The sequence below is a fragment of the Nonomuraea ceibae genome, from assembly GCF_019396325.1.
GTDB lineage: Bacteria > Actinomycetota > Actinomycetes > Streptosporangiales > Streptosporangiaceae > Nonomuraea > Nonomuraea ceibae.
Genome location: NZ_JAHKRO010000222.1, coordinates 1 through 5518 on the forward strand (window position 1 = coordinate 1; position 5518 = coordinate 5518).

Below are 5518 nucleotides of genomic sequence, written 5' to 3' on the forward strand. Positions count from 1 at the left end.
CGGCCCGCGCCCGAGGCCCCGGGCGACGTGCCGCTCGGCAAGATGCGCTTCGTCGGCGCCGCCGAGGGCCGGGCCGCCCTCCGGAAGGACGGCTGACAGCCCGGCTGGACGGATCTTTCCCGTGGACGGCGCGCTCCGGCGATCCGTCCAGTGACCGCCATGACTTCCTTTGCATTGCGCAATGTGATAGCCAGATAACGGTCAGTAGTCGTCGGGCAGAGGGAGATCCACATGATGGCGTACATGCTGTCGGTCATGGCGGCGGTCGGGGTGGTCGCGACCGCCGCCGTGGTGTTCCGGGTGGCGCGCAAGGGCACCGACGACCGGCACGCCGACGGCCCGTCGGCGGGCCACGCGGGCGCGATGCTGTCGGCGCTGTTCCTGCTGGTGTTCGCCATCGCCATCATCGTGCCGTGGACCACCGCCGACTCCGCCCGGCAGAACACCCACACCGAGAGCCGGGCCGCCGTCGACGCCTACTGGGCCGCCGCCGACCTGCCCGCCGACTCCCTCGCCCAGGTGCGCGGCGGGCTGCAGGAGTACGTCGCGTTCGTGGTCGAGGACGAGTGGCCGGTCATGGCGCAGGGCAGGCTCGACCCGTCCGGGTCCGCCCGCCTCGACACGCTGCGCGCCCAGGTCTCCGCGCTGAAGCCCGCCACCGAGAACGAGCAGGAGGCCAAGGGCGCGGTCCTCGACCACCTCGCCGCCGTCTCCGCCGCCCGCGCGCAGCGCGCCGCCGACGCCGCCGCCACCCCGCCCGACGGGCTGCTGCTGCTGACCGTCCTCACCGGCCTGATCGTCGTGGTCTTCCCGTTCCTGGCCGGGGCCAGGCCGCGCGGGGCGTCGCTGCTGCCGCTCGGCGCGATGGCCGCGATGCTCGGCTTCGGCGTCTACCTGACCGCCGACATCTCCCACGCCTTCGCCGGGCCGCTGGCCGTGGGGCCGGAGGCGTTCGGCGGGGCGCTGCAGGAGTTCGCCCGCATCGCCGGCGGGGTGTGACATGGCCGCCAGGCACGCGCCCCTGCTCGTCGCCGCCGCGCTCCTCGCCATCTGCGCGAGCGGTCCCGCCACCGCCGAGCACCCGCGCCGCACCGCGACCGAGGGCGGCCTGTACGGCGTCCGCGACGCCGACGTCACCCCGGTCCGCCTCCCCGCCGCCCCCGCCGCCGTCCCGGCCGCCGCGTCCGGAGCGGGCGCGCGGCGCGGGTCCCCGCCCGGCGAGCTGCCCGTGGACGTGGACCGGCTGGTCAAGGCGCCACGCAAGGCGGCCCGCACTCCGCCGCGCACAGCACCGCGCACGGTGCCGCGCACGGTGCCCTCCCGGCAGCGGGACGTGCCCGGCGTCACCATCCGCAGCACGCCGCGCACCCGCAAGGCCACGCCCAGGCCGCGTGTCTCCGTGCCGGGCGTCTCGGTCTACGACGACGCGGTCTGCGTGGACGTGCCCGGCTCCAGCGTGCACGTGGGCGCGTGCCGCTCGCCGCGCGCCCGCGCCACCGCCCGCCCCCGGGCCACCCTGCGGGTCCCGGCCCCCGCCGCCACCCGCGCGGCCGCCGCCCCGTCGCCCACCGCGACCCCCACGCCCACGCCGACCCCGACGCCCAGCGCGTCGGAGCTGCGGGCCAGGGCGGCGCGCCCGGCGCCCCCGCCCCGGCGCGAGAACCCCCTCGGCACCGTGCTCCTCATGGTCGTGCTCACCACCGTGATCGCCTCGACCACCGCCGTGGCGTTCGGGGCCATCCGGTAATCCCGTTGCCGCCGGCCGCCCCGGTTCGCCACGCTGATCGGCATGAACGTCCCCCACCGGCAGATCCGCGCCGCCCACACCGAGGAGTCCGTCACCGTCTACCAGGCCTACGACCCGGCCGTCGCCGCTCCCGCCGTCGCTGCCCAGCGGTTCGTCCCGCCGTTCAAGCGGGAGCGGATGACCTGGATCAAGCCGTCGTTCCTGTGGATGATGTACCGCTGCGGCTGGGCCGCCAAGCCCGGCCAGACCCGCGTGCTGGCGATCGAGGTGGCCCGCGACGGCCTCGCCTGGGCGCTCGCGCACTCCTGCCTGAGCCATGACGACGGGCGCGGCGACTGGCCGGAGCGGCTGCGGCGCAGCCCCGTGCGCGTCCAGTGGGACCCGGAACGCGACCCGCACCACAACGCGCTGCCGTACCGCTCGATCCAGATCGGGCTGTCCGGCGAGGCCGTCGCCCGCTACGCCGACGAGTGGACGCTGTCGATCACCGACATCACCGCCCGGGTCCACGACCTGCGCGCGGCCCTGCGCGCCGGCCAGGACATCTCCGCCCGGCTGCCCGCCGAGCGCCCGTACCCGCTCCCCGCCGACCTGGCCGGCAGGATCGGCGCCACGCCCGCCTGACGGGCCTACTCGCCGGCCCTGCTCGTCGGCCTTGCTCGCCGGGTGCTATTCGCCGGGGCGCTGGCGGGCGCGCCGCCCCGACAGCTCCAGCGTCTGCCCCCGCCGCAGGTAGGCGACCCGGTCGCCGAGCCCGGCCTGCTCGACGTGGTCGCGGAAGTCCGACAGCGGCGACTTGAAGACCGTGTAGTCGTCGAAGTGCACCGGCACCACCGTGTCCGGATCCATGAGGTCCACCCAGCTCGCGCCCTGCTCCCCGTCCATCGTCACCGTCATCAGCCCGAGCAGCCTGGTGCCGCCCAGGTGCACGACGCCCACGTCGATGTCGGGGAACCGGATCGGGATCGACTCCAGCCGCCGGTCCATCAGGGTGTCGCCGCTGATGTGCATGCGCAGGTCCATCAGCCCGTCCCGGTCGCAGAACTCCAGCACGCTGCCCATGACCGGCGGCAGCAGCGACTGCGCGGGCCCCGGCGCGTGCCGTCCCGGCGTGGCGGTGATCGTCAGCGTCCCCCCGGCGCCGCGCAGCTCGTACTGCCCCCAGGTGTCCAGCCCGGTCGCCTGCCGGAACCCGCGCCGCCGCAGCCGGCGCGCGGCCTGGCCGGTGGTGACGATCGGCGTGTCGCGGTCGAGGCCGCGCCGGGCGACCCGGTCGAAGTGGTCGCCGTGCAGGTGCGACAGCACCACGGCGTCCAGCGTCGGCAGGTCCTCGATCTCCAGCGCCGGGTCCGTCCTGCGCCGCGACGCGAGCCCGTACCCGAGGTAGGCCGCCTGCCCCCGGTGCAGGAAGTTCGGATCGGTGAGCAGCGTGAACCCGTTGTACCGGATGAGCATGGTGGCGTTCCCGATGAACGTCAGCCCGTTGTCGCGCATGGCGGTCCTCCCAGGAGCCGGTCAGGCCGGATGCGGCGGCCGCTGCTCGGGAGGCACGCCGCCGCCCTTGCCGCCGCCCTTCTTGCCCTTGTCCGTCCCGTGCGGCTGGGCGGTTCCCCGGGTGCCGCGCCGCTTCTCGGGGATGGCCTGCGCGGAGCTGTCGTCCGTGGCGCCCTTTCCGGACCTGCGGAGCTCCTGCTGCTGTGGCTTCGTCATGGTTTAGCCCCCTTTCATGCCTTTCGTCCCCCTGCCACGGGAGGCATGGAGCAAACCACGCGCGGACGCCGGACAGGCGCCCCCGGCTGCCCGCCCGGCGTCCGCGCTTCACGCTCAGAGCGTGAAGCAGGTCCGGCCCTTCGCCCGCCAGCCCGCGCCGACCTTCTCCCAGCCCTGCGCGCAGATCCGCATGCCGGGCGCGTAGTCGTCGACGCCGCTCCAGATCGCCGCCTGCGGCGGCCGGGAGTCACCCCGCTGGATCGTCGCCCTGCCCTCGCGGTGCAGGTCGATGTGGCCCTCCCAGGCCCCGGTGCGGCCGTCGTGGTACGCCTCGGCGTACGTGACGCGGGTGCCCTCGTTGACGACCTTCAGGCACACCCCGGGGACGTCGCTCCGGTTGCTGCAGGACTGGTGGTCGGCGTGGGCCGACGGAGCCAGGGCGACCACGCCGCAGGCGAGCACCGCCGCCGCGAAGAGACCCTTGACCGTGCGGATGTCGTTCATCGCTGTTCCTCATCCCTGTCGGGGAGCGGCGCCTGTCGCCGCTGCCGAGAACCAGCGAACCCGCAGGTCAGGGCTGTCCAACAGAGGCCCGGACGGACTCGTCCGCAATCGGGCCACTCCCGGCCGCCCCCCGGACGGCCGCCTCTCAGCCCTCGCGGCCGGGCGCGCTCATGTCGCCCGTCGCGGGCGTGCCCTCGGCCAGCCCGTAACGCAGCAGGACCGTGCCCTTCGGGCTCGCCGCCGGCGGTTCGAGCAGCGTGAGGTTCGTCGGCACCGCGCCGCCGTCGAACACCTTCTTCCCGCTGCCGAGCACGATCGGGTGCACCCACAGGTCGAGCCGGTCGAACAGCTTCTCCCGCAGCAGCGTCTGCACCAAATTGAGGCTGCCGACCACCTTGACGTGCTCGTGCCGCTCCCGGATCTCCCGCACCGCCCCGGCCAGGTCCGGCCCGAGCTGAGTCGAACCGGCCCACGACAGGTCCGGACGGCCGCGCGAGGCCACGTACTTGGGGACGCGGTTGAACAGCACCGCGAACTCGTGGTCCTCGCCGCCCTCCTGGTGCGGCCAGAAGGCGGCGAAGATGTCGTACGTCCGCCGCCCGAGCAGCAGCGCGTCGGTCCCCTCGTACGCGGCGGCGACCTGCGCCCCGGCCACCTCGTCCAGCAGGGGCGCCTGCCAGCCGCCGAACGAGAACCCCAGCGGGTCCTCCTCGGGGCCGCCGGGCGCCTGCCCGACGAGGTCGAGGGTCGTGAACAGCTCGATGTGGATGAGGCCCATGACGTGTTCTCCCGGTAGTCGGCCGTCCTGTCATGAGATGGACCCGTGGGCGCGGCCGGACTCATCGCCGGACAGGTCCTGGAACTGTACGCTCACGATAGGTCACGGACCGTGCGGCCCGATGCCGTGGAGGCAGGTGGCGACGAGCCGGGCGGCGAAGCCGGGCGGGACGTCGACGGCGGCCGCCGGGGCGCCGGCGAACAGGTGGGGGAGGACCAGCTCGTGGCAGGCGCCGACGATCATGGTGGCGGCGGCGTCCGGGTCCGCCGACGGGGAGAGGCGGCCCAGGGCCAGCTCCTCGCGCAGGTAGCCGGCCAGCGTCTCCTTGAGGTCCGGGCCGCCGCCGAGGGCGGCGAACCGGGTCAGGATGCCGGGCTGGGCCGGCAGGCCGGCGAACGCGGGGAGGATCGCCCGGTGGAACTCCACGCCGTAGGACACGTACGCCAGCAGGTTCGCCTCCAGGTCGCCCGTCCCGGGCTCCGGCAGCGGGGGGAGGGCGCGGGCGACCGTGCGGACGTGCGCGTGCAGGGCCTGGGCGAGCAGTTCGTCCTTGTCGGCGAAGTGGTTGTACAGGACGCCGTCGGCCACCCCGGCCTCGCGGGCGACGGCCCGTACGGTGAGCCCGGCCGCGCCCTGGCGGGCGATCAGGCGTCCGGCGGCGGCGACCAGGTGCTCGGGCAGCGTCACGTCCCCGCCCACCGCCCCCGCCTTGCGCGGGCTCACGGGCGGCCGCCCGCGGGACGGGTGGCGGTGTCCAGGGTGGCGGTGTCCAGGGTGGC

General features: G+C 75.1%; 8 protein-coding genes. 3 read left to right on the top strand and 5 right to left on the bottom strand.

Going from position 1 to position 5518, the window contains the following annotated elements:
* The first annotated feature begins 231 nt into the window (after positions 1-231).
* From KME80_RS49350 to KME80_RS49360, 3 genes are read left to right on the top strand one after another with little or no spacing between them, the layout of a single operon-like run.
* Positions 232-999, top strand: a complete 768-nt coding sequence (locus KME80_RS49350) for a bestrophin-like domain (protein WP_219519861.1) — start codon at positions 232-234, stop codon at positions 997-999.
* 1 nt (position 1000) lies between these two features.
* On the top strand, positions 1001-1747 hold the full coding sequence (locus KME80_RS49355; protein ID WP_219519864.1) for a hypothetical protein: 747 nt from the start codon (positions 1001-1003) through the stop codon (positions 1745-1747).
* 42 nt (positions 1748-1789) lie between these two features.
* Complete coding sequence (locus tag KME80_RS49360) at positions 1790-2371, top strand: DUF4291 domain-containing protein (protein ID WP_219519867.1); 582 nt, start codon at positions 1790-1792, stop codon at positions 2369-2371.
* 45 nt (positions 2372-2416) lie between these two features.
* Here the strand turns inward: KME80_RS49360 and KME80_RS49365 are convergent, their stop codons facing one another.
* From KME80_RS49365 to KME80_RS49385, 5 genes are all read right to left on the bottom strand, one after another.
* A complete protein-coding gene (locus KME80_RS49365; protein WP_219519870.1) occupies positions 2417-3241 on the bottom strand; it encodes an MBL fold metallo-hydrolase in 825 nt (274 codons plus the stop codon).
* 21 nt (positions 3242-3262) lie between these two features.
* Entirely contained in the window at positions 3263-3457 is a 195-nt protein-coding gene (locus tag KME80_RS49370; protein ID WP_219519873.1) for a hypothetical protein, read from the bottom strand.
* A gap of 114 nt (positions 3458-3571) precedes the next feature.
* Complete coding sequence (locus tag KME80_RS49375) at positions 3572-3961, bottom strand: hypothetical protein (RefSeq protein ID WP_219519876.1); 390 nt, start codon at positions 3959-3961, stop codon at positions 3572-3574.
* Between the two features lie 145 nt (positions 3962-4106).
* Positions 4107-4739 (bottom strand): dihydrofolate reductase family protein, encoded by a 633-nt coding sequence (locus KME80_RS49380; protein WP_219519879.1) that lies wholly within the window; start codon positions 4737-4739, stop codon positions 4107-4109.
* A 102-nt stretch (positions 4740-4841) separates the two neighbouring features.
* Positions 4842-5518 (bottom strand): TetR/AcrR family transcriptional regulator (locus KME80_RS49385; protein WP_219519885.1); only part of this gene is annotated, 677 nt, incomplete at its 5' end.